Genomic DNA, 25132 nt, shown 5'->3' on the forward strand with positions numbered 1-25132 from the left:
TTATTTGCCTGTTTTAATGTATTTGACAGCGTCAGCACCTGCAAGGCGTCCTGATGTTGCGGCAAAGCCGAATGCAGAACCTGAAGCCCAGAGGGTGTATGTGTCACCGTAAAGTCCGCCGACATCACAGCCGACCACATAAAGTCCGTTAATGGCTTGGTCGTTGCTGTCGATAGCCTGCATCCTTTCGTTGATTCTGGCTCCGCCAAGAGAAACGAAATAGTAGGGCAGGACTTTAACCGCATAGAAGTTTCCGGTCTTAACGTGAGTCATTCCCCTTGTGTCTCTGTCAAACTCAGGATCAAGGTTATTGTCAATGTAAGAGTTATAGTTTTTAACGGTTGTTGTAAGAGTGGCGGGGTCAACACCTATCTGTTTTGCAAGGTCGGCTATGCTTGAGGACATAGCGACGTCTTTATTCCCTTTAGCTATTTCGCCTTTGATCTCGTCAACAAGTCCAGGGATCTTTGTTCCGAGAGGAATAAGAACGCCAAGACCGTTATCAAGACCTTTTTCGCTGAGATGTTTGACTGTTTCGTCATCGAATATAGACCAGACAAAGTGTCCGTTCTGACGCTCAACAGCATTTCCTGCAAGCGCGAAGCTGTAAACAACGTCCTCGTCAACGATTCTCTTTCCGAATTTGTTAACCCAGAGGCTGGGCTGCCATGTCATAGCGAACATGGGTCCGAGAGGTCTGTGGGTTCCGGGGTGCAGCATAAGACCCCATCCTTCAGTATCTGCTCCGGCAGACATAGCCATGTCTATACCGTCGCCTGTTTTTTCAAGAGGCGCTGTGGCAAAAACTGTTTTTCCGTCAAAACGTGTGTATTTTGAAACCATATCGGGGTTATTGGGAAAACCGCCTGTTGCAAGGATAACGGCTTTTGCGTTGACAATAACTTTATTGCCTTTTGCATCCTCGCCTTCAACACCGCTGATTTTGCCGTTTTTCATGATGAGCTTTTTGCCGGGTGTCTGATAAAGAACCTTTATACCAAGCTCGTCTGCTTTTTGTACCATTGAATAGATCAGAGAAGCTCCGTGGTGTATGCCGTTTTTATCTTTCACAAGGTGCCATGTGAAACCTTCGGTGGGAGATATTTTAACCGGATCAAACTCCACGCCCTGTTTTTTGAGCCAGTTGATGGTATTTTTTGATTCGTTGATATAGAGGTGTACCAGTCTGGCATCAGCTCTGAAGTGGTTGAACTCCATTGAATGTTTGAAAGCTTCCTGAGGCGTAAGTCTTTCTGATTTAAGTCTGAGCTCGTCTGTTTCCACAGCGAAAAGCCCTTCCGCAAGATTCGAGCTTCCGCCCGCCATGTCCTGTTTCTCAAGAACAATTACCTTTGCTCCGTTTTCAGCGGCGGATACGGCTGCTGAAAGCCCTGATGAGCCGGCACCGACGACGACAACATCGGCGTCATAGACTTTGTCTTTCGCATATGCAGAAAAAACAAACATAAAAGACATGAATGTAAATACGAAAGAAAGAAACTTTTTAGAAACCCTTTGCATCTTAATCCTCCTTATTTTTAAGGACAGCGTCCTCTATAAGAAAGATTATATTGTTACGGGCAATTGAACCATTGGGCTGATTACCGTTTCTTATACCTGTAAATACTTAGCCGAACCGAGTCTTTCCCCTAGGCTCCACCGTAAAAAACTCCATACGGCTACGGTAAATCTACCTAAGATATCATATCCTGAAAATGCGACCACTTGATAGCATACTGGGAGAGTTCGGCTGCGTTTTTGAGCCCCAGCTTGTGTTTCATGCTCTCCCTGAAAGCGTCTATAGTCTTAACGCTGAGATTCAGATTCTCCGCAATCTGCTTGGATGTAAAACCGTTGCCTATCATCTGAAAAACCTGAAATTCCCTGTCGGACAAAGTCTCGACGACGTCCTTATCGGGAGATTCCTTTGCACTCATCGCCTTGTTAAGAACATATTCTGTCATTCTGGCACTGAGATATATCTTCCCTTTCAATATCCTTCTGATTGCTTCAATGATAACTATGGGTTTTTCGCTCTTCATCACATATCCGGAAGCTCCGGCTCTGATGCACCGTTCGGCGAAAATAAGCTCTTCATGCATTGAAAGCACAAGAACAAATACGGAAGGGTACCTGGCTTTTATGCTTTTTATGATATCCAATCCGTTTGAGGCACCGAGAGAAAGATCAACTATGGCAACATCAGGCTCTATTTTAAACAGAAGATTTACGGCAGAAAGAGCATCCTCGGCGGCTCCGCATACCTCCATATCCGATTCGTGATTTATAAGTCTTACAAGCCCTTCTCTGACGATGGCGTGGTCATCCACAATAAAAACTTTGCATGCGTTCTGAATACTCATTGTAATCCTCTTATGGAGTAAGTTTAATTATTACAGAGATGGACGTTCCTCTGTCTGCTTTGGAGTTTACCTCTATGTCCGCCCCTATGATGGAAGCTCTGTATTTCATTATTCTAAGTCCCTGACCGCTTGTAATTAAATCAGGTTTAAGTCCTATTCCGTCATCGGAAACTTCCAGACGCAGAAAACCGGACTTCATTTTAAGACACAATTTAATATTGCTGCACCTGCTGTGCTTGACGGCATTGTTAACAGCTTCTCTCGCAATGAAATACAGATGATTGGAAAGCTCATAGTCATCAACGTAAACCGGATGAAGACATTTGTATCTGCACTTTATCCCGTACAGTTTTTCAATGGCGGACGCCATGCTTTCAAGGGTACTCATAAGCCCTGCCGAATCTTCGCTTACAGGGCAAAGTCCGTTTATTATATTGCGCATGGTGGTCTGCGCTTTTTTTGTGTTCTCAACAATATCCTCAGCAGTATTTGCCGCTTCGGGATATTTATCTTTCAGTTCCTGATAAAGCACTGTTGAAATGAAAGATATACCTGTCAAAACCTGTCCCAGACCGTCATGGAGATCGTTGCCGATTTTCCTGCGCTCGCTGCTTGCAAGCTCAAGTATCTGGCGCTCCATCTCTTTTCTCTCAGTTATGTCACTTATGACCTGAACAAGACCGGTAAATTTTCCAAATTCGTCAAAAACAGGATGCGTCTGAATAAAAAACACCATTCCTGCGGCTCTGACTTCTCCTGACAGCGGTATTTTTGAACTTTGCGGGCGACCGACAGGACATCCTTTACAAAACCCCTTCTCTTTGTGACATATCTCATAGCAGAATTTCCCTTTGATCTCTTCCGCCGGAATTCCGGAAAGAACTGAGGCTACTCTGTTCGCCCAGATGACCTGCATATTAACATTATAAAAAATAATACAGTCAGACATTACATCCAGAATAAGGGCTTTTTCCCTCTCAGACCTCTTCAGCGCTTCGTCTGCAATAACCTTGTCCGTTATATTCAGAATTATTCCCCTCGCCTGAACGAAATTGCCATCGGCGTCATAAACCGCTTTGCCGTAAAGCACAACGGTGATCACATCTCCATTTTTACGTTTCATCTTCCATGTTAAGTTTTTGGCAATGCCCGTCCTCTTAAAAACCGGAAAAATTGCTTCATGCATATCAATACCTTCTGCCAGAAGATCATGAAACCGCATAGACAGGAACTCTTCCCTCGAATATCCGAGGAAAGTCTCAAAGCCTTTATTAACGTCCACAAGCTGGCTGTCGGCATCCAGAACTATTTCGCCCATAGGCACATCGTCCAGAAGAAGCATCTTTCTGCGCTCGTCATTAAGCAGCTCAATATAAGCCGACTTAACCATGGATACCTCCTGACGGAGATTCCTTATCTCTTCCTTCGCCTTTTCAAGTTCCGCCGAATAGTCGCTGGTTACGTTCATAAAGCCTCCGGACGGTGAATTATGACTGATGTCCATAAATCTACTATACATACGAAAAGTTATATTTCAATAAACGTATTCTGATGTTTGGTCACACGCACGCACTAGTAATTTTTGACATAAAATACTGTTAATTTTCATTTTTTAGTATAGATTATGATTTAAATAGGTCAATTTTTAAACAAATTTAAGTAGTTTTACCTAAGGCAGAATACCGTTACCTGCATAACCTAAGTATTTTCACCTATACGTTGCTAAGCAATAGTGTCGTGATTAAACAGTGGATACACCGATTCATATAATCAGTGGAACAGCTATTATGTTAAATCATCATCAGTAACACTCCATAAATGGGGAGGAGAACCGCAGGGAGTACAAAATGACGGAGAGCAGACTCAGTTTAAAATTCACGTCTCTTTTCGCAATCAATTTTCTTATCACTTTTTGCTTTGGCATTAACGATTCACTGTTCTCCCTGTACTACAGCTCATACAGCGTGAACGGACTTCTGTTCGGACTTTCCTTCACGCTGTATTCCATGTCAAAAATAGCGGTCAGTCCTTTCACAGGCGCATTTCTCGACAGATATAAACCAAACAGGGTGCTTTTTGTGACTTTGGCGATGTATTTTGCCGTATCCGCATCTTTTTATCTGATACACAACGAAGTAGCCATAATAGCCGTAAGAGTCGTTCAGGGGATATCCTGTGCCCTGTTCCGTCCGATAATGTATTATATTCTCGGCAGAAACGCCGAAAGCGGCAGCGGAAAGATTCTGGGTACATTCGATATCTCTTTCTATTCCGCTCTGGCTCTGGCTCCTCTTGTCGGCGGTTTCGTTGTGAAGTGGGGCGGATTCGGCACCGTCTTTATCGTTATGATGCTCTGCTGTATGGCAGCCATAGCTGTCGCCCTGACTTTTTCCGGTCTTTACAGGATACGAAAAGGGTGTGAAACACATGAAGAATCTTCCGAACTCTCAACAGGAATCCTTAACCGCCTTATGGTCTATATTTTTTTCAGAGGTCTGGGGATATCCGTCATAACCGCTTTCCTGCCTATATATTTATCCGGAATAAACATTGATATCAGTGCCATAGGGATTTTACTCTGTGTCATAACAGCATGTACCGCTCTGTTTCTACCTTTAACAAGTTCGCTTGCGGATAAGATGAACAAAGAGATTCTTATAGCCTCCGGCGGTATAGCCGTATCTCTGATATTAATGACCCTGACCAGTTTCACAGGATTTATTCCGCTGATCGTTGCAGCCGGATTAAGCGGTTTTTTCAGCGCTCTGTCCCAGCCTGCCTGCTCGTCGCTGATGATAGAAAAGACAGAAAAGAAAAAACTCGGAAGCACCATAGGCAAGTTTAATTCATCCATGGGACTCGGATTTGCCTTCGGTCCGTTTGCAGGGATGCTTATAAACAGGACTTTAGGCATAAATGCAGTATTCATAATCGCAGGATTTCTGGGGATAGTGACATCCGGTATATTCCTTTTCCCTGCCGAAACAAAAACGGTATCACTGTCTGAAGAGATCGGAAATTCCACTCTAAATTAATCATCACTCCTCTTTTTTGCTTATTTATACGAAACCGCCGGCATCAAAAGCTTAAAAATAATTCACACCAATAACTTTTATTTATAAAAATTCAATATAATCCTCACCAAAATTTAAAACCGCTGTGCAACTACTTAATAAGCAAATTTGGAGGGTATCAATGAAATACTTAACTAGAATACTGGTTATGTTATTGATCGCTTCCGGCATATATGCCTGTGGAAGCGACGGTTCCGACGGAACAAACGGAACCGATGGAACCGACGGCACAAACGGTGCGGGACAGGTTATTGGTCTGACACAGAAAGGACGTTACTCATCAGGTGTTTTTGACGCCAGCGCCGCAGAGATCGTCGCATATGACAAGGTAAACAACAGAACCTATGTTGTGAATGCAAATTCAGGACATGTTGATGTTCTGAACAGTTCCGATCTTTCAAACGTTACATTGGTAACAAGCATTTCCGTTGCCGACGACCTTGTAGCGGCGGGAACTGTTGCAAACACCTCTCTTGTCGGTGCAGCAAACAGTGTCGCTGTTAACGGAAATATCATGGCTGTGGCTGTTGAAGCCGACCCCAAGACTGACAACGGCTGGGTTATGTTTTACAGCACCGCTGACAACACACTGCTGAGAGCGGTTCAGGTCGGCGCTCTTCCCGACATGCTCACCTTCACTCCCGACGGAAGTAAGGTTGTTGTTGCCAACGAAGGCGAACCCGACGAAGGATATGCAAACGATCCGGAAGGCAGCGTAAGCGTTATCAAAGTTTCAGACTACAGCGTTGTGAACGTCGGCTTCACCGATTTCAACTCCGGCGGAACACGCTATTCCGAACTGCCTCTGAGCAAAATGGTAATCGACGGCTTTAACGCAACAGTCGCAGAAAGCCTTGAACCTGAATATATCGCTGTAGACGCGGATGGTGCGAAAGCATACGTTTCCCTTCAGGAAAACAACGCAATAGCCGTCATAAACCTTTCAACCAACACAGTTGAGAAGATATTCGGTCTCGGATTCAAAGACCATTCAATCCCCGGCAACGAGCTGGACGCAAGCCAGAAGGACGGCGTAAACATTAAAAACTGGCCTGTAATGGGCGTTTACATGCCCGACACCATCAGCACCTTCACTTCTAACGGCAAAACCTATCTGGTTACAGCCAACGAAGGGGATTCCCGTGCAGATTGGCTGAAAGATATAACCGATCAGACGGCATGTGAAGCCTCCGGTTATTTCTTCTCTACAGACGACACCGAATGTGTGGATGAATTCTCCGCAAAAGACTATTACGACAGCGACAACGTAACGCTTGTAAATGCGGACGGTGACCCCTATATCACAGACAACACAGGAACTGCCATCCACGGAGGATTCGGAGGAGACAGCGACCTTTACCGTCTGAAATTCTCCTATTCTCTGACTGTAAAGAAGAACGGAGGCACCGATTTTGAAAAACTCTATGCCTACGGCGCACGTTCATTCTCCATCTGGGATGCGGAAACAGGTCTGCTGGTTTACGATTCAGGCAGCGACTTTGAACGCATCACTGCAAACATATACGGAGCAGACTTTAACAACGACAACGCAGCAAATGCAGGCGACGACAGAAGCGACAACAAAGGACCCGAGCCTGAGGCACTCGCAATAGGCGTGATCAACGGTCATACATACGCTTTCATAGGTCTTGAGCGCATGGGCGGCATTATGGTTTACGATGTATCCAACCCTTATGCACCGGCGTACGTTCAATACATCAACAACCGCAACGTTTCCGTTAACTTTGACGCATCGAACTTTGAAGAGGCGGGCGATCTCGGTCCCGAAGGATTCGCATTCGTATCATCTGCAAACAGTGCAGATGGAATACCTATGCTGATAGTGGGTAACGAGGTCAGCGGAACGACTACATTCTATTCGATATTATCGAAAGCACTCTCACAATAACCGTTTATAAAGGCAGGGGTTTTAAAGCCCCTGCCTTTCCCCCCGATTATTTGCCGTTAAAGGCAAATTTATAGGTCACATAAAATCTTGTATCGGTATAATCCTCGCCGCCGTCGATTTCAATTGACGCGTATCTGGCGCGCAGACCGATACCGTCAAGCTTTCCGGAGAACGCATACTGAATATTGTAATCCGTTTCTGACATATCCTTTCCGGTGGATGCCGGAACGTCATACTGTCCGTAGAAAACGTATGCGCTGAGTCCTTTCACACCGACTTTCGTAAAATCATATGCAAGTTTGGCGGCATAGGCATCCTCTTCAGCCCTGCCTGCGGCAAGCACCTGCTGGATGATGGCTTTGTCATCACCCCAGGGCGCAAGGAGCGTATCATCACCTGTCTTTGCATAAAATCCGGTGAATGTAACCCCGTATGCACTGACTCCGGCATTCAGACCAACCTGATCGGTATCAAGCTCGCCGTTAAGCTCGTCACCCTGAGACTTCTGATAAAGCAGCGACGGTGCAGAGAACAGAGTAAAATCGCCGAACGTCTTGCTCAGAGATACTTTGAAATAGGTTTCCCTGAACACGTCGGGCATGGTGTAGAACCATCCCTGAGCTGTAGATTTAAATGACTGAACAGGCAGAACGTAGCTAAGTCCGCCGATTATCATCGGTTTTTCATCGTCAATGGACGAAGCACCGCCCGGTTCTGCGGCGACGGCATCCGACATTGAGATAAAATCGTCATCTGTCCATCCCATGGAATCGGTTATGTAGTATGCGGAAGCTGTCAGACCGCTCACGGAATTATTCACCACTGAAAGTCCTTTGTAGCTTCTGGGAATCATACGCAGGTCGTGTCTGTCCAGAAACGGAGTGCTTATCTCCTGTGCGCCGTATTTAACGGTGGTTTTGAACCATTCGCCCTGAATATATGCCTCCTGAAGTCTGGTCATGCTTTCGTGGTCGCCGTCGTCGCCTTTTTTCAGAATGCCGTATACCGCGTCGTCCTCATCGCTGAACATATCGTTGACGGTTGCAAAACCCAAGCCGAAAGATATGCCGTAAAGCGGCGCTGTTTTGAAATAGAAGAGACCGCCCACAGCATCATCTCTTCTGGTATCGGTAGAGCCGTCAAAGTCTCTGGAAAAATCCAACACTCTGATCTCTCCCCTTGCAGTGCCCTCTGAAAACATGGTCTGCAGGCTGTCTGCGGCATAAGCGCAGGAAAACGAAATAATAAGAACTGACATTAAAAGAATCCGTTTCATCGTTCCTCCTTGTAGTAAAAACCCTTCCGCTAAAAGCGGAAAATCTATTTTCTGAATTTTATGGAACCTGTGGGGCATTTCTCCGCACACTCCATACATGACGTACATTTCTCCGTTATGTCTCCGCCTCCGTCGGTTATCTTTACGCTTTCCGGACAGGTTTCCTTGCATACGGAACAGGTGCCGCCATTACCGAGAATACAGGTGCTGCGGTTCACAGCAGGTCTGAATTTAGGTCCCGGTATCTTTGACACCAGAGAGAACAGAGCGCCTATGGGGCAGAAACCTGAACACCATCTCTTAAACAGGATCACTTCCGCCGCTATCACCACCGGAAAGACAATAAGTGTCAAACCCGCTTCCTGAACGGCAAAGAGCTTAAAGACTGCGAACAGAAACCCGAAAAACAGCCCTATTGGGCAAAAGAGACAAAAAACCGGAAATTTCAAAAAGAAAGAAAGCACTACCGAAAGACCAAGTACCAAGTACGGAAGATAGCGCATATATATGTTTTCTGTGGAGGGACATCTGCTCCCGCTGCATTTTCTCACAAGCGAAGTGGAACAGAACCATCCACAGAAGAATCTGCCGAAAAAATATACCGCGATAAGACCTGCAAACACCCATGCAGCCATTTTCCAAGGTATACTGCGTGATGCCGCCGACACTTCCAGAAAGCCCACCGGACAAATATTGCAGAACGTTCCGGGAATGGTATTTCCCGCCGTAGCCGCCATCACCGATACCGCAGCACCTATGAGTACATATTTTCTTATTGCCGAATACTTCAGCTTCATTTTGTGTCTCTCTTTTTATGCAGTGACGGATCTCTGGGCAAAGTTCCCGCCTGTCTGGGCTTAACCAGTATGCCTTTGCCTTTTGCCGACTTCCTTATGGAAGTGGACGGGCATTTAAGCTCACATATTCCGCAGCCGTTACATTTTTCCGGTTCAACAACGGGTCGCTTGTGCTCGTCGAGGTAGATAGCTTTTTCTGGACATTCGTCAACGCATACAGTGCACCCAACCCAGTCCCATGCAACGCAGTCCTTCTCAATTATCACAGCGGCACCTATGTCAAGCGTCGCCTCCGTAACGGGTAAAAGAGCGCCCGTGGGACACACCAGCGAACATTTAAGGCACGAGTTGCAGTAGGATTTTCTGAATGACACCACCGGTGTGTTCATCCGCTTTATCCCTTCTGCAAACGACAGCGGAAAGATCACCCTTTTCGGGCAGACCTGAATACACCGCTGACACCTGATGCATTTTTCCAGAAAACGTTCTTCACCGAGAGCGCCAGGCGGTCTTAAAAAGGACCTCCCCCCTTCTGACGCTTCGGATGTGCTGAACGTTACAAGCGAAAGAACCATCAGTTTGTTAAATTCTCTTCTGCTGTATTTCATTTTAAGAACCTGTCAGTTAAAAAACATCCTGCCCTCTATCACGTTTGAAACAGGCGGAAGCTGGTTTATAAGAATACAGACGGCAAAGACACCCAGAACAACCGCCGCACGGCAGGTCTTTACGAGATAAGCCTCTTTCCGCATGCAGGCTATGCTAAGCATCAGCGCCGGTAATGCGGCTGTCAGAAGCAGACAGAGGACAAACAGCGCTGTCAGATCACCGCCGAAAAACCTTTCAGCAGTAAGTATCCTGTCAGGATACTGCATCAAAGCAATCCGCACGAAAAACAATATTTGTATCAGAAGGTTCACTGCTGTCACACCTGTTATGGCAAGCAGAACCCTGCCCTTCGTCTCATTTGAAAAAAGGAAGAAAACAGCGGCTGTAAACGACACCGACAGCAGATAGATATAAGACAACGGGCTGTTGAGCGCGTGCCGTGTTGTTACCGCGTAGAAACGGAAAAGACAGAATATCACCGCCGCAAGAAACAGGGCGGAGAAGACCGGATAGGACATTATCTTCACCGATTTTCTGAAATAGAAAAAAATCGAAACAAAAAAGACCGCTATCTGCGACAGAACCGCTGTGCTGAACCCTGTCTCTGGTTTTGCCAGCAGGCTTATGAGGTTCGCCGGATCGTTCAGACCGAAAGCCACCGCACCGACCGCCGCAAAAGAGCAGGCGGCTGAAAGCAGATAGAGTTTTCTGCGGCACTCTGAGCCTTCGCTTAAAGCGGACTCGGCGCATGTATAAAAAAATGTACAGGTTCCTGCCAGTGAAAAGAACAGGAACAGGGTCATGTTCCAATTGGTATGCATAATAACCTCCCCTGCTTACGCAGAGTACCTTCCTGCAAACTCTTCGATGAGTTCCATATCCATTTTGATGTATTGTTCAGTAACCTTTGCCAGACCTTTATAAAAGTTTGTCATTGAATGTTTTTCCACATCATCACAAAATTTGGGAACCCAGTTTATCAGGTGTTTCTGAATAAACTGTTTCTGTTCGTTCAACAGCATTCTGAACGCGGCAATATCACCTTCGTCCATAGCCTGCAGGGTTTTACCGCAAAGTACCGCCATAAATTCCAGTTCAATGTATATGTGGTCTTCGGGAATGGTGAACGGTCCGTCGGGCTGAAGCTGATGTTCGCGGAGCTTCATGAGCATCTGGTCTCTGGCATCCTGCATGATGAGTTTTTTGGGGCTGGTATAGACAGATTCGTAAGGGTACGCCGCCTTATCGGACTCAATGATTCCTGCGCCCAGAAAGACCTTCGCATAGTCGATGGCAAGCTCCGTAACAGGGTCAATGTACGGATGAAAAAAGAAGCTTTTCATAAGGGAGTATCCCTCCTGAATATCTTCACCCTCTCCGCACTGATAGTCCGCATCTTTCAGGCAGGCATATATTTTCTCGTCAACTTCGGTTCTGTAAAGCTGTGAAAGGAAACGGTACATATTCTCTCTGTGGGACATTATTTCTGTTTGTTCTGTTACTTGTTTCATAGTTCACACATCCGTTTTAATGAGGGGCAGGCGACACACCTGCCCCGAATATAAGAGAACCCAAAGACCTACTTGCTCTGGAAGAAAGTCCAGCTTTTCCTGTTCTGCCATTTTGCAGTTTTGGGATGGAGAATATACCTTGTTGCGGGGTGGTTTCCTTCATCCGGCAGGCTGTGAGCGTTCTTTCCTGCGTTGGCGATCTTTTTGGAAACTTCGCTGTTAGGATCGTTCACATCTCCAACTATCCTCGCTTTCGCGCAGCATGCCTTAACACATGCGGGTTTATCGCCTGCTTCAAGCAGGTGTTCGCACATATGGCATTTCTCAACGTACTTGGCTTCCTCGTTGAATTTACGGGCGCCATAGGGACAAGCAGAGATGCATGAAAGACATGCGATGCATTTTTTGCTGTCGATAAGTATTACGCCGTCCTTTGCAACATATGATGCGCCTGTTGGGCAGACTGCCACACAGGGTGCATCCTTGCAGGACTGGCACATGGCGGGCAGGTAATACATTTCAAGGTTCGGGAACTTTCCTGTCGGTCCCATGGTAAATACTTTGTTGTACTGCACGCCGAGGGCAACGTTGTTCTCGTTTTTGCACGCCACTTCGCATGAGTAGCATCCGATGCAGCGGTCAAGGTCAATTACAAGTGCTGTCTTTTTCATGTTCAAAGCTCCACAGTTTTAGTCGGTTCAGAGACTTTAGGCATCCATGGTTCAAACTGTTCGGGTTTTTGCCAGATACCTTTCGGTGCGCCGGAAGCTTTGGATATTTTCACCTGATAGCCTCTGAGTGTGTATGTTCCGCAGATGTCATTGAACGGCGCAGTCTGTTTACTGAGTACGTTCACGTTCATTTCGCGCCAGCCGTGTGTGGCTGAGTTCAGTGTTTCGGGGTTCCAGAAGCGTTCCATATAAACAACGCCTTTCGCCATTCCTTCGGTGACAAGGGCTTTCGCCTGAATTTTACCTCTGGCGGATTCAACCCATACCCAGTCGCCCTGAGATACGCCGTATTTCTTAGCATCCATAGGGTTGACCCATATCTCTGCGTAGGGCTTTATTTCCCTGAGATAAGGAATGTTTCTGAGCGTCGTATGGTGCCAGAAAGGCAGACGTCCGTTTGTCATTACCAGCGGGAATTTCTTACCCACTGAGTTATAAGGGTTTTCTGACGGTGTCATGTAATATGGCAGCGGGTCATAGTCCTTGGACGCGGGAGACTGAGGAAACGTTGTGAACGGTTTGCCTGTACGTCCGAGAACAATAAGGCTTTCCATATATCCTTCGACTTTGCCTGTGGGTGTGTTGAACCCTTTCACCTTTCCTGTTTTCGGGTCGGTTTCTTTATAAACGTAGTAGCGTCTGAATCTGTTCATGGGAATATATTCAAACGGACATTTCGCTTTATACTCTTTCCATGTCATGCCGAAGAAGCTTGTCCATTCGTCAAGCTGATGTTCGTATGTATCGAAATACGGTGATTCGGGCGCTGTATTCGCTTTGACAAAAGACCTCTTGCAGTTCTCATGTCCAAGCTCGCCGCAGCGTTTTGCTATTCTCGCCCATATCCATGCTTCGTTCACTGTTTCGTAAAGGTGTGTTGTCGCCTGACGTGCAAACATCTGGTTGAACGATGCAGTGATGAAGTCTGTTTCAAGCCACTCTGTGACGGGAAGCAGATAATCTGCATAGGCGGAGAAGGATGTCGGGTACATATACATATGCACGATGAGTTCAAGGTTGCTCATGCCTTTAACCCATGCGCCGGCATTCGCCACGGTGCCGAGTTTGTTGCCTGAACGCTCAAGCCACGCTTTCATCTTATAGGGTTTCCCTGTGGTCATAGCGTCAAGAATGGCTGTGGGCTGGGCTATCCACCAGTGGAGCATACCTTTGTGTTCCTTACTGCCGAGACGTTTGTTCAGCTGTTTCTCGGAAAGGAAACCTTTCAGTTTTGAAGTTCTCAGTACACCGCCGACACCTTTGTCCTCATAACGCTGGAGCATAACGCCGGGTTTCTCAAAGTTGCCCATGAGGATATTGAGAACCGCGGACATCTGTGCCGCCTGTGCGGAGTTGGGAGTCTGGTCAGTTGCAACACCCAGAGCCACGCTTGAAGGGGTGTCTTTGGTGTATATTTTTATGGCTTTTTCAATTGATTTGGGGTTAAGCCAACATTCTTTGCCGCCTTTTTCCAGTGTCCAGGGTTCCGCTCTCTCTTTAAGGAGCTGAAATCCGGGTTTGCACTGGATGCCGTTTACTGTGAAAGTGCCTTCGAGAGCGGGTTCAAGATTGTCATCATATGGGAAAGGCAGAGGTTTTGCCGAATTGGTCTTTTTATCCCATACGACAAACGTTTTATCATCGGCACCCTTGAACAGTTCATTGCCCTTGATAATCATTTTTGTTTTGGTGTTAACAAGGAAAGGCAGGTTTGACCATCTTTTTACGAAATCTGCGTCATAGAGTTTGTTAGCTATTATGTAGCGTATCCATGTGAGACCGAGTGCAACGTCTGTGCCGGGTCTGATGGGAAGCCATACGTCAGCTTTTGAAGCGTCGGCAGTGAAACGCGGGTCGATTACCACTGTTTTCATACCTCTCGCTCTGTTTTCAACCAGTACCCTGCCCGCCTGGGAAGGTCCGCTGAACGCGGGAGCTGTTCCCCAGAGAACAAGGCTTTTCGCTTTTTTCTCTTTATAGAAATACAGTTCAACGCCGTTTGAATCGCCAAGGCTGGTGTCGGCACCTGATATGTTCCGTTGTTTCCGTATGCCAGACCGTAGATAAGCGTTCTGGGCATATAACATTGTGCGGCGCCCGGCTCGAACCAATTGGGAGTATCGAAAGTATCGCAGAAACGGCAGGCACCGTTAAAGTTGGGGTTACCGCCGCCGCCTGTTGATGCGAATACCGATTCAGCACCGTATTTAGAGCGGATTTCCATCAGTTTATGGGCTATTTCGTCGATAGCTTCTTCCCATGACACGCGTTTCCATTTGTTCTCACCGCGCTGACCAACCCTTTTCATCGGATATTTAAGTCTGTTGGGGTGATAAAGCGCCTGAATACCGGAAAGACCTTTAACGCAGAGTGCGCCTTCGCTTCTGCCGAATTCCGGGTCGCCTTCGATCTTGATAACACGTCCGTCGCGGACATGGGCAAGAACACCGCAATCCGCCGTACAGTTGCGGCAGTTTGTGCGGATGATCTTAACGCCTTCGTTTGCAGCGGCATGAGCCGACGGAACAAGACTTGTTCCGGTCAGCGAACCCATGGAGATAACGGTACCGGCAAAAGCTGTCGCTTTCAGGAAGTCCCGTCGGTTAATTCTGAAACGATCCATTATTTTCCTCCAAAAATTAATATAAAAGCTATAAGAACAATTTATGACTTAAGAAGAATACGCCTGCACAGCGGCAAGCCCGTCCTGTGCTGTCTTCCACTTAACATCCCACCTAAGGACACCCGCCTCTTCCAGCTCGCTTATAAAATAGCTGGCAAGGATGTTCTCACTCGCCATCACTTCGTTTCCTACGAGAATATCCTCTATTTCATCAAGTGTTTTTGGTTCCGAACATGATATGAGTATGGAGAGGTAGATGTCTTTATATGCGGAATCCCTTTTAAAGAGTTCATCTACAAGCGTGGCAGGGCAGGACGCAGACGCAATCTCTCTGCCCTCTTCGGTTGTCTGAAGCAGGATATTTCCTTCGCCTTCGTCTGTAACTGTCAGTCCTCCGTTTTCAATCAGGATATTCATCAGCACCTGAGGTGAATGAAAACATGATCTTCCTGACAGAAGAGCCTTTATCTCCTGCTCAACCTCAGAAAGACGGCGCGGTGTTCCGCAGAAACGGAGTATCCCGTAAAGAACCGTTTTGTAACCGGGTTCAGATTCTATCTTGCGGGCAAGCGAACTGTCTGTCTGTTCATCCAGTTCGTCGATCTCGTTTTGTATCATGGCATCCCCCTGTAACTTTCAGCCGTTATTTTTTTAAGACTGCTTTCAAGGTTGGTTTCAACCTTATGCCTGTAATTGCAAAGGTGATGCCATTTCATAAAAAATGATTTTTATTATATTTAAAAATAAGTTACATTATTGATGCGTTATTCTCATGTCTTACCCGTGAGAAACGTCTCATTTTTGATACATAATTTTTCTATAAAAACAGGCGGATATTTTGTGCTATGTTTGATAAGAGGTTTATATGAGAAAAAACACAAAAACTCAGTTATGTAAGCCCATCGTTCTGTCGAGCTGCGATCCGCTGGTATGGGATCAGGTGCGTCAGGCAAAACAGATAATGATAGAGACCGGATATCTGCCTTCATACGCGGATTTCATTCCGGAAGAGATAGTTTTCATGTGGGAACGCTCCATAAGATACGGCATCGTCTGGGACGGTCAGGTGAACGTGCCGCATCTCACCGAGGCTCAGTTCGATGCGGTGAGGGAGCGCAAAAAACTCTTCATAGATATAGCAAAAGAGTTTATAGGGGAATTTCAGGGGATTTTGGAAGATACTGAATTCACCATGTCCATCACAGATGAGAACGGGGTTATCCTCACAAAAACGAACAATTCAGACAGAATATGGCACAACGAAATGAGCATAGACGTAGGAGACGTGTGGAACGAGCAGTATGTGGGTTGTACGGCGCACACACTCGCCCTTGCATATAACAGACCCGTACAGATAATCGGTCCCGTCAATTTCTTCAAGGTGCTTGAAAACAACATCAGCTCCGCCGCGCCGATATTCAACGAATACGGCGACACCATAGGCACAATAAGGCTTGTGCAGAAAAACGCTGACGTTTCAAGGCTGATGACACACACTCTGGGCTGGGTTACGTCTGTCGCCACGGCGATTTCAGGACACCTTAAGCTTTCCAGACGCGATAAAAGACTGAAACTGATGAACTCCACCCTTAACGCCACATTCGCACACACCGAAGACGGATACCTTTCCATAGACGAATCGGGCTATGTCATCCATATGAACAAAGAAGCCTCAAAACTGCTGAACCTCGGTAATGAAAAGATAAAATCAAGTTTTTTCAATATACTGACAGATTCAACACTTGTTAAGGATTCTCTGAAAAGCGGCAGAGCAATGCTTAATCAGTACCTTTCAGTCGATACAGGCGAGGTTATCACCTTCACCGCAGATATTGAACCTTTCTTCGGAGAGAGAAAAAAACACGCGCAGGGCGCTGTTATCCGAATAAAAAGAAAATCCGATCTGATAAAGGCAAAAAAAGATTTCAGCACGGCAAACATCACATTCAACAGGATAATCGGAAAATGCTCAGCAATGGAAACTCTTAAAGAGACAGCGAAGCTTATAGCCAAAAAGCCTATAAACGTTCTTCTGCTGGGCGAAAGCGGCACGGGCAAAGAGGTCTTCGCGCAGGCGATACACAACCATTACAACCAGACAGGTCCTTTCATAGCCATAAACTGTGCGTCAATCCCTGCAAACCTTATAGAAAGCGAGCTTTTCGGGTACGAGGCAGGTGCTTTTACAGGGGCGGAAAAACAGGGCAGGAAGGGAAAGATAGAGTATGCCGACGGCGGTACGCTGTTTCTGGACGAGATAGGCGACATGCCGATGGAATTGCAGCCCGTACTTCTGCGTGTGCTGGAAGAGAAACGGGTCACGCGTATCGGCGGGTATAAGAGTATTCCTGTCGATTTCAGAGTGATAGCCGCCACCAACAAGCCCATGTGCGGAAAACTGGCAGAGAACAATTTCAGACAGGATCTTTATTTCAGACTGTCGGTCGTTAATCTAGAGATTCCGCCGCTGCGGCAGAGAGGAGAGGATATCCTTCTGCTGGCGGATAACTTCATCAAGAACATATGCAGTAATTTCAATATCCCCGCCTGCACGCTTTCCGCAGAGGCGGAGAAACTGCTTCTGGAATTTAACTGGCCGGGCAACGTGCGCCAGCTTCAAAACGCAATGACATACGCGGTGACAGTTGCGTCTTCACGGACTATATACCCCTGCGACCTGCCGAAAGACATCACGGAGAACGATGTCGCTGTCTCCGCCACAAAACTTGACGACATAAAGAATATTGAAAAACAGGTTATACTCAGAACTATCAAAGATATGGGCAACGCAACCGATGCCGCAAAATACCTCGGAATCAGCAGAGCCACCCTTTACCGGAAGGTGAAGGAATAGAGTTAAAGTAAGGCGGGGGTCACGGAAAACCCCCGCCTTTGTGAAGCGTTACATTCCCAGATAAGCTTCTTTGATGTGCGGATCTTTAAGAAGGTCCTGTGCGGTACCCTCAATAACAATCTGTCCCTGCTCCATGACATATGCCCTGTCGCTGATGGCGAGAGAGTTCATAACGTCCTGTTCAACAAGAACGATCGTTGTTCCATATTCAACTGCAATGCGTTTCACCGCCGCAAAGATATCTTTTTTAAGCACCGGAGCAAGTCCCAGTGAAGGTTCGTCGAACATCATAACTTTCGGGCTGGACATCATGCCACGTCCTATTGCCACCATTTGCTGTTCACCGCCGGAAAGAGTTCCAGCAAGCTGTTTCTCCCGCTCTTTCAGTCTGGGGAAAAGCTCGTGAACGTCCTGTATGTTCTTTTTGAAATCCTTCTGCGCACGTCTGCTGAAAGCGCCCATCTCAAGGTTCTCGAAAACGGTCATAAGGCTGAAAAGCCTTCTGCCTTCGGGAACATGGATAAGTCCTCTTTCAACTATCTCATCGGCGGGAAGTTTAGTGATGTTCTCGTCGTTAAATGTTATTGTGCCTGAAGTCGCCGGAATGAGACCGGACAGCGCTTTCAGAAGGCTGGATTTGCCCGCTCCGTTCGCACCGATAATGCTCACAATCTCACCCGCCTCCACACGCATGGAAACATCGAACAGAACGCCTATCTCGCCGTATCCGGCGCAAAGATTCTCAATGGCTATTAGCGACATATTCATCCCCCAGATAGGCTTTGATAACCTCTTCGTCAGCAACCACCTTGTGAGGGTCGCCCTCGGCTATCTTTTTACCGAAATTGATAACATATACTTTCTCAGACAGGTTCATAATAGCCTGCATGATGTGTTCAACGATAATTATGGAAACTCCCACAGAGTTTATCTTACGGATAACGGGGAGCATCTCTGCAACCTCGGAAGGACGCAGACCCGCCATAACCTCATCCAGAAGCAGAAGTTTCGGTTCGGTTGCAAGCGCCCTTGCAAGCTCCAGCCTTTTGCGCTCCGGCAATGTAAGGTTTTTTGCAAGGATATCCTTTTTATCATAAAGGTCTATTAGCTTCAGAACCTCCATCGCTTTCTCTTCCGCAACGTCCAGCCTGTTCGTTTTTGCAAACGCACCCACTGTGGTGTTGTAAAGAACAGTTTTGTTTGCGAATGGTTTAACCACCTGAAAGGTTCTGGTTACGCCCAGTTTACATATATCATAAGGCTTTTTGCCCGCAATCTCTGTTCCGTTGAATTTTATGCTCCCTTTGGTGGGAACGTGGGAACCGGCTATACAGCTGAACAGGGTGGTTTTTCCGGCTCCGTTGGGACCGATGATGCCCACTATCTGTCCTTCCTGCACTTCCATGTCCACGCTATTCACCGCCGTAAGACCGCCGAACTGTTTTGTTACGCCTTTAACTTCCAAAAGTGCCATGTTTACGCCCTCCTCCTTTTCTCGATGCGGTCAAAAAGAATGTTCAGCCATCTTGAAACAGGCTCAACGAGACCGCGGGGCTGATAACGCATAACGATTATGAGTACCAGACCGAAAATGATAAGGTGCAGACCCGGAAGGGTATCGCCGAGATATATTCTCGTAAGCTCGCCCACGGGGCGCAGAAGGAAAGCACCCAGAACGGGACCCATAATGGTGCTTCTGCCGCCGATAAGTGCTATGAAGGCTATCTCATAGGACATATCCAGTCCCATGATAGACTTCGGATAGAAATACAGCACAAGCTGGGCATAGAAAGTACCGCCCAAAGCTGTCAGGAAGCAGCTTATCGCCATTGCTATAAGTTTATATTTCGAGACTTTGATACCAAGCGCTTCCGCCGCTTCCGGCTCTTCGCCGCCTGCCGCGAGGTAGTAGCCCACCTTTGAGCGCATCATGAAGAAGGTAAGTATCAGAACCAGCACAAGCATGGTCAGAATTATGTAGTAATAAGGAACTTTGCTGAGGAACTGGAAATCCTTGAAAGAGTTGCCCACTAGGTTGATAAGAAGTCCTTTGGGACCTCTGACCTCGAAGGGGCCGAGTTTTTCGACGTTCTCAACAAGAACTCTCAAACCCTCTGCGAACGCTATCGTCGCCAGTGCGAAATATGCTCCGCGCAGTTTCAGCGTGGGCAGACCGATGAGAAGCCCGAACGCCGCCGCTACGATACCGCCTGCGATCATACCTATCCAGGGGCTGATGTTATATGTGAGATACAACAGTGTTGATGTGTATGCGCCGAGACCCACAAACGCGGAGTGACCCAGAGGCAGAACTCCGGCGAAACCGCCCACGAAGTTCCATGATGATGTCAGATATGCATACAGAAAGATGAGTATGAATATCTGGAGCATAACGGGACTTGTGATAAAGATCGGCAGTGCGTAGAGTACCGCCAGAACAAGCGCCGCGAATACTTTATGTGTTGTTTGTACATTGCTTAGAAATTTCATCTGCATCCCCCGTCAATAATCCTGTCTCAGACCGAAAAGTCCGGACGGTTTAACAAACAGAACAACAAGGAAGAACGCATAGATGAGCATTTCAGTCCATGTCGCCGCCATAAACTGTGCTCCCACAGTTTCTATGATGCCGATGATTATGCCGCCGAGAATCGCGCCCGGAACACTGCCAAGTCCTCCGAGAACAACTATGACGAACGCCTTAATATCGAAAGGAACGCCCACCGTCGGGTAGACGTAGTAAAAAGGAACCAGAACGCACGCCGCAACGCCGCAGCAGGCGCAGCCCATGCCGAATACAATGTTGTAAATGCGGCTCTGTTTGATGCCCATAAGGGTCGCCGCCTCTCTGTCAAGGCTGGTTGCGCGAACCGCCTTACCCATGCGGGAATGTTTCAGAAACCAGTAAAGATAAATACCCAGAAGCAGTGTGATGCCGGCACCGATCATCTTTGCCAGCGGGAAATACATCTCTGCAACTTCAACCATTTTTCCTGTTACGGACGTCTGGGCAACACGGAATTCCGCACCGAAAACAAGCAGGGCGAGGTTGTCCAGAACATACCAGATGCCCGTTGTGACTATGATGACAGTGATAGGCTCTCTGACATGCTTTTCAGCCTCAAAAATGGGTTTAATGATGATTTTCTGCATATAATAGCCGAAGAAATAGAGCAGAGGAACCACAACAACAAGCGCCAGATAGGGGTTAAACCCTGTCAGCGTAATAAACCAGTATGCAGCGAACATCCCCACCATGAGGATTGAGCCGTGAGCAAAGTTTACCACCTTCATCACCCCGAATATCAGGGTAAGCCCCACCGCAGTGAGTCCGTAAATCGAACCCATGAGTATGCCGTTGATGACGGATTCTATATAGCCGATCATAATAATAACTCCATTTTAAAGAGGGTCGGAAGCCGAAACTTCCGACCTGCTTCTTTCAAAATATCTGCTTTATCTCCCCCTTGGAAAAAGGGGGATTAAGGGGGATTTTAATTAAGTAAATCAAATCCACCCCTGCCCTCCTTTTATAAAGTAGGGAGTAAATTCAATTATTTACCCGGTTGGGGAAATACTACTTTGTATCCTGCCCTTCTAACATTTTTAGGCCATACGGTAATTCTTTCCATCTTGCCGTCTTTGCCGCTTCTTACCTGAACGATAACAAGGCTTGCGTTCTTGTTTTGTCCTGTCTGGTCAAACTGGATACAGTCGTATGCCAGAAGACCCGTTTTGCCGCCGCAAAGTTTTGTGGAGGCAAGAGCCGCCTGAAGAGCTTTGGGATTTGTTGATTTTGCTCTTTCAAGAACGTCTTTAAGAAGGTACATAGATGCGTATGCGTCAACAGCTTCACCTGTGAGGTTATAGCCGTAGAGTTTTTTGAACTTCGCGTTTGTTTCTTTCAGACCGGGTCTGTTGAGGTCTGTTTCCCACTCAACGATGTCGAAAAGGTACTCAGCACTTTTGCCAACAGCCGCAAGGTATGAGGGGTCTGCGTGTCCGCCGCCGGATGTGACGATGGCTTTAACGTTGACCTTAAGGTCGTTCATTGTTTTTGTAAGAAGGATCGCGTCAGCCGCGTTTGATGTCATAAAGACAACGTCGGGGTTGGAGCGTTTCAGCTTCAGAACAACGGGTGTAAGGTCGCTTGCAGTGCTGGGATAGGGTTCGTCGAGAACAACTTTATATCCGGCAGCTTTTGCAAGTTCGCGCCATTTTTCAGCGAATCCTGTTCCCCAGTCGCCGTTTTCGTAAACGAATGCAACTGTTTTAACTTTCACACCGAATTCTTTCTGCATGTCTGCAAGGAAACGAAACTGGTCGCGTGTCCACCATGAGTCTTTGGCGGCGATGCGGAAAACGTTTTTGAATCCTCTCTCTGTTATGGTGTCGCGGACAGATACGGGGACAACGAAGGGAACGCCGTATCTTTCAGCGACCTGTGTTGAGGGATAGGTTACGGATGAGTTCCATGCACCTGTGACCATGCTCACTTTTTCAGTGCTGATGAAACGCTCTGTCTCTGTTACACCTGTGGTGGGGTCGCCTTTGCTGTCTGCAAAGAGAAGTTTGATCTTGGCTCCGCCGAGAGATTTGATACCGCCGGCTTTGTTGATTTCATCAACAGCCATCTCTCTCGCCTGTTTGCCCTGAATACCAACGGATGCCGAAGGTCCGGACAGGGGAAGAATGTTACCGATCTTTACAACTTTTTCCGCAGCGTAAGCAGAAAAAGATGCTGTTCCCATTGCCAGTACCATGGCAGGAACGATGAATTTCTTCAGATTCATAGTATACCCTCCTTTTATTTTCACTGCACAAGGCAGTGAAGACACCCTCTTATCTCCCCCTTTATAAAAGGGGGATTAAGGGGGATTTACACTCATTTTTCTTTTACTTGCTCAGTACCTTGCGTACCGCTTTTTCAAATATGCTCATGGACTGCTCAAACTGACCGTCTGTCAGCACAACAGGGGGAAGCATACGGATAACGTTGCCGAAGATACCCGCGCCGATGAGCAGAAGACCTTCCTTCTGACACTCGGCGATTATTGATGTGACGCTGTATTTGTCGGGTTCTTTGGAGTTGACGTCCTTGATGAACTCAATACCTATCATGCTGCCGAGGTTGCGCACGTCGCCTATCACGGGGAATTCAGCCTGAAGCTTTTTAACGCGTGCAACTATTCTTTCGCCAAGGTCTGCTGATTTGTCTGCGAGCTTGTTGTCTTCCATATATTTGATGGTAGCCAGCGCCGCTTTACATGCAACGGGGTTACCGCCGTATGTACCGCCGATGCGTCCTGCGCCTACTGAATCCATAACGTCTTTGCGTCCGACAACCGCCGAAAGTGGCATACCGGATGCGATTGATTTTGCCATGGTCACAAGGTCGGGTGACACGTCGTAGTGATCCATTGCGAACATCTTACCTGTGCGGCAGAAACCTGTCTGAACTTCATCGGCGATGAGCAGTATGCCGTGTTTGTCGCATATCTCTCTGAGTCCTCTCATATAATCTTTAGGAGTGACGTTGAAGCCGCCCTCGCCCTGCACAGGTTCAATGATGATTGCGGCGATGTGCGAGGGGTCTACCTCTGCCGCGAAGAATCTTTCAAAATAGTCGAGGTATGCTTTAACCGCGTCCTCTTTGCCGACGTGGAGCTGACCTCTGTAAAGGTTCGGGAAAGGAACTTTGTATATTTCGGGAGCATAGGGTCCGAAACCGTGTTTATAGGGTTTCACCTTGCTGGTGAGCGACATTGTAAGAAGTGTGCGTCCGTGGAATGCGGACTCGAAACATACGATACCCTGTCTGCCTGTGTAGGCTCTGGCTATCTTGACAGCGTTTTCAACGGCTTCCGCACCGCTGTTAACCAGCATGGCTTTCTTTTCAAAACTGCCGGGAGCAATCTCTGTCAGTTTTTTGGAAAGCTCAATATATGAATCGTACATGGACACCATGAAACAGGAATGAAGCAGGTTCTCAGCCTGTTCTTTAACCGCCGCAACAACGGGTTCGGGGCAGTGTCCCGCCGTCGTAACGCCTATTCCCGCATAGAAATCTATGTAGCGATTGCCGTCGATATCCTCGATGACAGCGCCTTTCGCCTGTTTAATAAAGATCGGTACCGATGCGGTGATGCCCGCCGCAACATATGCTTCTTTTGTTTTGAGAAGTTCTTTTGTTCTTTCGCCTTGCGGTGCAGATACCTGCGCCAATTCGTCGCCTTTCAGCATTTTTATCCTCCAAGGATTAGTGTTGTTTCACAACTTAAAGCAACGAATGTGCCACATGATAAACTATTGGTAATCAAGACATTCATCAAACAATTCACAAAAACGTCAATTTTTATTGAAATCGGGGTCAATAATTGTTGACCCAGCATACCGGTGATAAACAAAAATTGACGCAAAAAAGACCCCGTACCATGAAGACACGGGCGAGTTGCACGGGTTGACTTCGTGCAGTTAAGTTTTCTTTTATATGGATGAGACTGCTTCGGCACATAAAATGCCTCGCAGAGACAGATATCCGTCTTCGCGAGGGTTTTATACCCGACGCGATCTATTCTTCCGTCAGTTTCTGTTGATCATGACCATTTTGATGCTTGTCATATCTTCCATAGCGAAGCGAACGCCTTCGCGTCCGAGACCTGAAAGCTTGTTACCGCCGTAAGGCAGGTGGTCAACACGAAATGTCGCTGTGTCGTTAATCATAACGCCGCCCACTTCAAGATCTTCAACAGCTTCCATTATCTTATTGATATCTTTTGTGTAAACACCAGCCTGAAGTCCGAAATCGGAATCGTTCACGCGTTTGATTGCATCGCTGAAATTATCGTATGCGACGATGGAAACTACGGGTGCAAAGGTCTCCATGCACATAACTTTCATATCTTCTGTTACGTTTGTAAGGACTGTGGGTTCAAAGATATTGCCATTCACTTTTCCGCCTGCGGCAAGAACAGCGCCCTGCGCAACCGCTTCGTTCACCCATTCCTCAATACGTTTCAGCTCTTTGCCGTCTATCATGGGACCTACGTCGCAAGCTGTGTCCATGGGATCGCCCACAACAAGAGCCTTGGTTTTTTCAACGAAGACCTTTGAAAATTCTTCGGCGATTGCTTTGTTAACATATATTCTCTGGAGCGAGATACATACCTGACCGGAGTTTGAGAACGCACTCACAACACATCTTGCAGCTGCTTTTTCGATATCTGCATCGGCTTCGATGAGTGTTGCGGAGTTGTTTCCAAGCTCAAGAGTGACCTTTTTGATACCCGCTTTTTTGATTATCTGATCGCCGACGCCGGGTGAACCTGTGAAGGTTATCTTCTTGCATTTGGGGCTTGCCACGATGGTGTCGCCAACTGTGCCGC

The 25132-nt window shown here is 47.1% G+C and carries 22 protein-coding genes; 3 read left to right on the plus strand and 19 right to left on the minus strand.

What is annotated here, in order from left to right; genetic code table 11:
- The 3 genes from LRY47_RS10870 to LRY47_RS10880 all read right to left on the minus strand — a co-directional run bounded on the left by LRY47_RS10870 (nt 1) and on the right by LRY47_RS10880 (nt 3831).
- On the minus strand, nt 1-1521 hold the full coding sequence (locus LRY47_RS10870; RefSeq protein WP_295225264.1) for an FAD-dependent oxidoreductase: 1521 nt from the start codon (nt 1519-1521) through the stop codon (nt 1-3).
- Between the two features lie 173 nt (nt 1522-1694).
- A complete protein-coding gene (locus LRY47_RS10875; RefSeq protein WP_295225266.1) occupies nt 1695-2363 on the minus strand; it encodes a response regulator transcription factor in 669 nt (222 codons plus the stop codon).
- 10 nt (nt 2364-2373) lie between these two features.
- Nucleotides 2374-3831: a PAS domain S-box protein gene (locus tag LRY47_RS10880; protein WP_295225268.1), complete on the minus strand. Its 1458-nt coding sequence runs from the start codon at nt 3829-3831 to the stop codon at nt 2374-2376.
- A 379-nt stretch (nt 3832-4210) separates the two neighbouring features.
- Between LRY47_RS10880 and LRY47_RS10885 the strand changes: the two genes are divergently transcribed.
- Nucleotides 4211-5398, plus strand: a complete 1188-nt coding sequence (locus LRY47_RS10885; protein WP_295225269.1) for an MFS transporter — start codon at nt 4211-4213, stop codon at nt 5396-5398.
- Between the two features lie 160 nt (nt 5399-5558).
- Nucleotides 5559-7346: a choice-of-anchor I family protein gene (locus LRY47_RS10890; RefSeq protein WP_295225272.1), complete on the plus strand. Its 1788-nt coding sequence runs from the start codon at nt 5559-5561 to the stop codon at nt 7344-7346.
- A gap of 46 nt (nt 7347-7392) precedes the next feature.
- Here the strand turns inward: LRY47_RS10890 and LRY47_RS10895 are convergent, their stop codons facing one another.
- The 9 genes from LRY47_RS10895 to LRY47_RS10935 form a co-directional block, all read right to left on the minus strand.
- A complete protein-coding gene (locus tag LRY47_RS10895; RefSeq protein WP_295225275.1) occupies nt 7393-8622 on the minus strand; it encodes an OprD family outer membrane porin in 1230 nt (409 codons plus the stop codon).
- A gap of 44 nt (nt 8623-8666) precedes the next feature.
- Complete coding sequence (locus LRY47_RS10900; RefSeq protein ID WP_295225277.1) at nt 8667-9419, minus strand: 4Fe-4S binding protein; 753 nt, start codon at nt 9417-9419, stop codon at nt 8667-8669.
- Nucleotides 9416-10027 (minus strand): 4Fe-4S dicluster domain-containing protein, encoded by a 612-nt coding sequence (locus tag LRY47_RS10905; RefSeq protein ID WP_295225279.1) that lies wholly within the window; start codon nt 10025-10027, stop codon nt 9416-9418. The genes LRY47_RS10900 and LRY47_RS10905 overlap by 4 nt, the downstream gene beginning before the upstream one ends.
- 12 nt (nt 10028-10039) lie before the next feature.
- Nucleotides 10040-10849, minus strand: coding sequence for a hypothetical protein (locus LRY47_RS10910; protein ID WP_295225281.1), 810 nt, complete (start codon nt 10847-10849; stop codon nt 10040-10042).
- A 15-nt stretch (nt 10850-10864) separates the two neighbouring features.
- Complete coding sequence (locus LRY47_RS10915; RefSeq protein WP_295225283.1) at nt 10865-11539, minus strand: molecular chaperone TorD family protein; 675 nt, start codon at nt 11537-11539, stop codon at nt 10865-10867.
- 68 nt (nt 11540-11607) lie between these two features.
- Complete coding sequence (locus tag LRY47_RS10920) at nt 11608-12210, minus strand: 4Fe-4S dicluster domain-containing protein (RefSeq protein WP_295225285.1); 603 nt, start codon at nt 12208-12210, stop codon at nt 11608-11610.
- 2 nt (nt 12211-12212) lie between these two features.
- Complete coding sequence (locus LRY47_RS10925; protein WP_295225313.1) at nt 12213-14258, minus strand: molybdopterin-dependent oxidoreductase; 2046 nt, start codon at nt 14256-14258, stop codon at nt 12213-12215.
- On the minus strand, nt 14141-14893 hold the full coding sequence (locus LRY47_RS10930; RefSeq protein WP_295225288.1) for a molybdopterin-dependent oxidoreductase: 753 nt from the start codon (nt 14891-14893) through the stop codon (nt 14141-14143). The genes LRY47_RS10925 and LRY47_RS10930 overlap by 118 nt, the downstream gene beginning before the upstream one ends.
- A 48-nt stretch (nt 14894-14941) precedes the next feature.
- Nucleotides 14942-15511 (minus strand): hypothetical protein, encoded by a 570-nt coding sequence (locus tag LRY47_RS10935; protein ID WP_295225291.1) that lies wholly within the window; start codon nt 15509-15511, stop codon nt 14942-14944.
- Nucleotides 15512-15758: 247 nt separating this feature from the next.
- Between LRY47_RS10935 and LRY47_RS10940 the strand changes: the two genes are divergently transcribed.
- Nucleotides 15759-17747 (plus strand): sigma 54-interacting transcriptional regulator, encoded by a 1989-nt coding sequence (locus tag LRY47_RS10940; protein ID WP_295225293.1) that lies wholly within the window; start codon nt 15759-15761, stop codon nt 17745-17747.
- 48 nt (nt 17748-17795) lie between these two features.
- Here the strand turns inward: LRY47_RS10940 and LRY47_RS10945 are convergent, their stop codons facing one another.
- From LRY47_RS10945 to LRY47_RS10975, 7 genes are all read right to left on the minus strand, one after another.
- Nucleotides 17796-18509 (minus strand): ABC transporter ATP-binding protein, encoded by a 714-nt coding sequence (locus LRY47_RS10945; protein ID WP_295225296.1) that lies wholly within the window; start codon nt 18507-18509, stop codon nt 17796-17798.
- The gene (locus LRY47_RS10950; protein WP_295225298.1) at nt 18490-19221 is read right to left on the minus strand and encodes an ABC transporter ATP-binding protein; all 732 of its coding nucleotides are present in this window, start codon (nt 19219-19221) and stop codon (nt 18490-18492) included. Before LRY47_RS10950 ends, LRY47_RS10945 begins: the two co-directional genes overlap by 20 nt.
- Nucleotides 19222-19223: 2 nt before the next feature.
- A complete protein-coding gene (locus tag LRY47_RS10955) occupies nt 19224-20237 on the minus strand; it encodes a branched-chain amino acid ABC transporter permease (protein WP_295225300.1) in 1014 nt (337 codons plus the stop codon).
- 12 nt (nt 20238-20249) lie between these two features.
- Nucleotides 20250-21134 carry a branched-chain amino acid ABC transporter permease gene (locus LRY47_RS10960; RefSeq protein ID WP_295225303.1) on the minus strand — a complete coding sequence of 295 codons (885 nt, stop codon included), beginning with the start codon at nt 21132-21134 and terminating at the stop codon, nt 20250-20252.
- 167 nt (nt 21135-21301) lie between these two features.
- Nucleotides 21302-22510 (minus strand): ABC transporter substrate-binding protein, encoded by a 1209-nt coding sequence (locus LRY47_RS10965; protein WP_366043668.1) that lies wholly within the window; start codon nt 22508-22510, stop codon nt 21302-21304.
- Between the two features lie 133 nt (nt 22511-22643).
- Nucleotides 22644-23990 carry a 4-aminobutyrate--2-oxoglutarate transaminase gene (gene gabT / locus LRY47_RS10970; protein WP_295225307.1) on the minus strand — a complete coding sequence of 449 codons (1347 nt, stop codon included), beginning with the start codon at nt 23988-23990 and terminating at the stop codon, nt 22644-22646.
- Between the two features lie 339 nt (nt 23991-24329).
- Nucleotides 24330-25132 (minus strand): aldehyde dehydrogenase family protein (locus tag LRY47_RS10975; protein WP_295225310.1); only part of this gene is annotated, 803 nt, incomplete at its 5' end.

The organism is Seleniivibrio sp. (genome assembly GCF_021209385.1).
GTDB lineage: Bacteria > Chrysiogenota > Deferribacteres > Deferribacterales > Geovibrionaceae > Seleniivibrio.